The organism is uncultured Eudoraea sp. (assembly GCF_947258525.1).
Lineage (GTDB): Bacteria > Bacteroidota > Bacteroidia > Flavobacteriales > Flavobacteriaceae > Eudoraea.
In genome coordinates, this window is sequence record NZ_CAMYIP010000032.1 from 1 (window position 1) to 3,958 (window position 3,958).

At 37.5% G+C, this 3,958-nt stretch carries 2 protein-coding genes and 1 tRNA gene; 2 read left to right on the plus strand and 1 reads right to left on the minus strand.

Annotated elements, in window-relative coordinates; translation table 11 throughout:
- Position 1: 1 nt before the first annotated feature.
- Positions 2-259 (plus strand): co-chaperone YbbN, encoded by a 258-nt coding sequence (locus tag Q0X89_RS02360; RefSeq protein WP_297691004.1) that lies wholly within the window; start codon positions 2-4, stop codon positions 257-259.
- Between the two features lie 89 nt (positions 260-348).
- On the opposite strand, the gene Q0X89_RS02365 is transcribed toward Q0X89_RS02360, so the two are convergent.
- Positions 349-3,663 carry a DUF2723 domain-containing protein gene (locus Q0X89_RS02365; RefSeq protein ID WP_297691005.1) on the minus strand — a complete coding sequence of 1,105 codons (3,315 nt, stop codon included), beginning with the start codon at positions 3,661-3,663 and terminating at the stop codon, positions 349-351.
- 170 nt (positions 3,664-3,833) lie between these two features.
- On the opposite strand from Q0X89_RS02365, the gene Q0X89_RS02370 reads away from it, so the two are divergent.
- A tRNA-Gln gene (locus Q0X89_RS02370) sits at positions 3,834-3,905 on the plus strand.
- The last annotated feature ends 53 nt before the right edge of the window (positions 3,906-3,958 follow it).

The window sequence follows — 3,958 nt, forward strand, 5'->3', positions numbered from 1 at the left end:
CGTGTTACTTGACTTTTATGCTGAATGGAATGAGCAATCTACTTCAATGCACCCGGTGCTAAGGGATGTAGCGGCCGCCTTAGGTGATAAAGGAAAGGTCATTAAAATAGACGTGGATAAGAATAAAGAATTGTCTCAAGCACTTAGAATTAAAGGTCTTCCAACCCTAATGATCTACAAAAAAGGAGAAATGGTTTGGAGACAAAGTGGTGAACAAGATGCAAATACACTTATTGGAATACTAAACGAATACCTGTAAATCTTAATAATAGATTTACTCTAATTCCTTCTGAATTAAAACTTAATTAACCTTAGTTGACTCTGACCAATTCATTGTCAGAATCTTACTCATTCGTCCATAAAAGAATCTTGCTCAACTTCCATAGTATCTTCGATATCCGGATTGGATTGCTGCATTAAAGGCGGTTCTTCTATTACTTCATCTTCATAGAAATGACTGAACCTATCTATATGCTCATTAAAAATTAAAGTTTCTTTTTCTGCAATTTCCCTGTCATTATTCTCTATAAGAATATCAATGTTTCTTCTATAAGCTTCCATATCGCCAATAATATCTTCGATATTGTCATATTGTTCATCTAGCGGAATGCTCGAATAATAGTCTAAACGATCCTGATAAATATCTCTTAATTTATAGAATAAACCCCGGGCCTTTGTTGTTTCTCCCACCTTATAATAACTATCTACATAAGGTTCTACAAAAGCATAAAAACCGTAGTTTTCAACAGGCATGTTGGTCAGGGCAATGTTAATCACATCCTTTGCTTTGTCTATTTTATTTTCATTTATCAGAGCTTCCGTTAATCGTGCAAGATTGCCCCTGAATGATAAACTTTGTGACCTGGTTTGCGGATCATGATAGATATCTGAACTTCCTGAATTGCCCCAATCCCATCCTTTTACAATATCGTACATCAGTTCGGTATCTATTCGCCCCATCTCAAAAGAACTTCGATTTTTGGTATAGATGGGCACTAATTTATAGGCCAATCCTTCAAGTTGCAGATACTCTTTCATCCAAATGTATTCTGCCTTGTCAAAACTACCGCCGGAAAAGTATATTGGACGCTTCCAATCATTATTGGCAATGATATCTAACATCATAATCCTGTTTTTTGGTAAAGCACTCTTCGGCAGATCAATATCAATATAATCAACAATTAATGCAGAATCTTTTTCCTTAACCAGGCCACTTTCCAGTACATTTTTCTTATTCACAGGGACCCTGATTTTATTAGTTGGATAATAAACAAGATCTAATGTGCTCTCAGAATATTCACTCAGGTCAGCACCTTGTTTTTCAAGTATATATTTGAATTTTGTTTGCGGCTTATTGCTGCCCACCCAATTCATAAAATCTTTAATATTCCATCTTTTTTCAGCCAAACCGGGAAGCCCCTGATAATAAATTACATCCCTATTGCCATATCTATAAAGGTCATGTGTCAGTTGAGAGGGTATAGGGTCACTTTTATAGGCTTTTCGTTTCATTTGATCTACATACCAATCCGTTGCGAAAAGGCTGGTACAAATTATGCGTATATCGGTACGGTATCCCTCAATTTCCTGTACATACCAAAGTGGAAAAGTATCATTGTCGCCTATTGTAAATAACATAGCCCCCGCATCTTCCTGACATGAATCCAGGTAAGCTTTGGCACTTGCCCGTGCGGTATAGCGATTAGAACGGTCATGATCATCCCAATTCTGAAAGGCCATTACTCCGGGAACAGCCAAAAGGCAGATCGCAAGGATAACCGGCCCAAGCACTTTTGGCTTTAAGAACTTTTTAAATTCTTCATATAAACCATATACGCCTAAACCAATCCATAAGGCAAAAATATAGAAGGAACCGACAAGGGAATAATCCCGCTCCCTTGGTTGAAAAATATAGGGATTTGTATAAAATTGAATTGCGAGTCCCGTAAAAATAAAAAAGACAAAAAGCGCCCAGAATTGTTTGGGATCTTTTGTGAACTGGAAAACCAAACCTATTATTCCCAGGATCAGGGGCAAAAAGAAATACGTATTTCTTCCTTTGTTTTCCAGGACATCTTTAGGTAGGTTTTCCTGACTTCCCAATCGAAGACTGTCAATAAACCCAATTCCGCTTAACCATTCACCATTACCATTATATCTGCCCTGTACGTCGTTTTGTTTACCTACGAAATTCCACATAAAATAACGCCAGTACATATAGCCAAATTGAAACTGAAACATATATTTAATGTTCTGCCACACACTTGGGGGTTCTACTTCCAGATATTCTCCAAATTGGCGTAAAAAACCAATATATTGCTCCTCATCTATCTCCCCATTCGCAAGACCAGATTTCACCTGGGCAACCGCTTTTCGTAACTCTTCATTTGATGTCTTCATTCTAAAATTCAAAGGGCCAAAATATTTCATGTAGTTCTCAGCGTTCTGATCACTCCACATTCTGGGTAATAATCCCCTGTGATCTTCATTGGGCCCCTGCATTGCATTCTTGTATTTATTTACAATAATGTATTTGCCCAGCTCTTCATCTTTTTCATATTTGGGTTTATCATCCTTTTCTGGTCCTGCCGGGGCAAACGTATCCGAATAATATGTGCCATAGATTGGACTATCTACTTGTGGATATTGTTCTCTGTTATAATAGGCGAGTAAGGATCTGGCATCTGCCGGATTATTTTCATTGACTACTACATTGGCATTTGCCCTTATTGGCAACATAAGCCAGGAAGAAAATCCAAGAAATAAAAACATTGTACATAGTACCAAAGTATTAGCTATTCTGTAATTGTTTTTTCTGGTATAACGCAACCCATAGTAAAAGGCCCCTATAAAAATTAAAAGCATAATCACAGTACCCGAATTAAAGGGTAAACCAATGCTATTGATAAAGAAAACTTCACTCCAACCAAATAATTTTAGGACGTAGGTCAACGAAAATTTATAGACCAGCATTAATATAGCAACTACAGCGATATTGGCTATAAGAAAGTTCTTAACAGTAGTGGTCTTATATTTTTTGAAATAGTATAATAAACCTATGGTAGGAATTGCCAAAAAGCCCATAAATTGAATGCCAAAAGTCAGGCCCACAACAAAGGAAATGAGTATCAACCATCGGTTACCTCTTGGATCCTCAAGATCATCCGTCCATTTTAATCCCAGCCATAATAGCAGTGCCATTATAAAACTTGCCATGGCGTAAACCTCAGTCTCTACTGCATTGAACCAGAAGCTGTCTGAAAAAGTAAATGCCAAAGCACCAACAAGGCCGCTGCTCAAAACCGCGAATGCATTACTATTGGTGAATTCTTCTTTATTGGATATTAACTTTCGTGTAATATTGGTAATGGTCCAGAACATAAACAAAATGGTAAAAGCACTGGAAACCCCAGAAACATAATTCACCATCCGCGCTATCTGATCTGGTTCAAAAGCGAACATGGCAAAAAAAGCTCCGATCATTTGAAGTAAAGGTGCGCCAGGTGGATGTGCCACCTGCAATTTCGCAGAAGTTGTAATATATTCACCCGCATCCCAGAAACTTCCTGTGGGTTCTACGGTAATAGCGTAAGTAATAAGGGCTATAAAAAAAACGACCCATCCAAGGATGGTGTCCCATTTCTCGAAATTCTTTGAAAACATGTACAATGAAGTTTACCAGTCTGGGCGAATTTACTAATTTAAATAGATATGGGCTTATAATTTTGTCAAACCTTTAACAGCAGAGAGTAGCTCTTTTTTTTAGTGGATTGTATCCAAAATATTTGTGCAAATAAAAGTTTGTCTTAAATTTGCGGGTTCTTATACACTATTGGCCTATGGTGTAATTGGCAACACAGCTGGTTTTGGTCCAGTCGTTCTAGGTTCGAGTCCTAGTAGGCCAACTAGAATTATAAGTCTATCCCAGCACTACTTGGTGTTGGGATTTTTGTTTTAG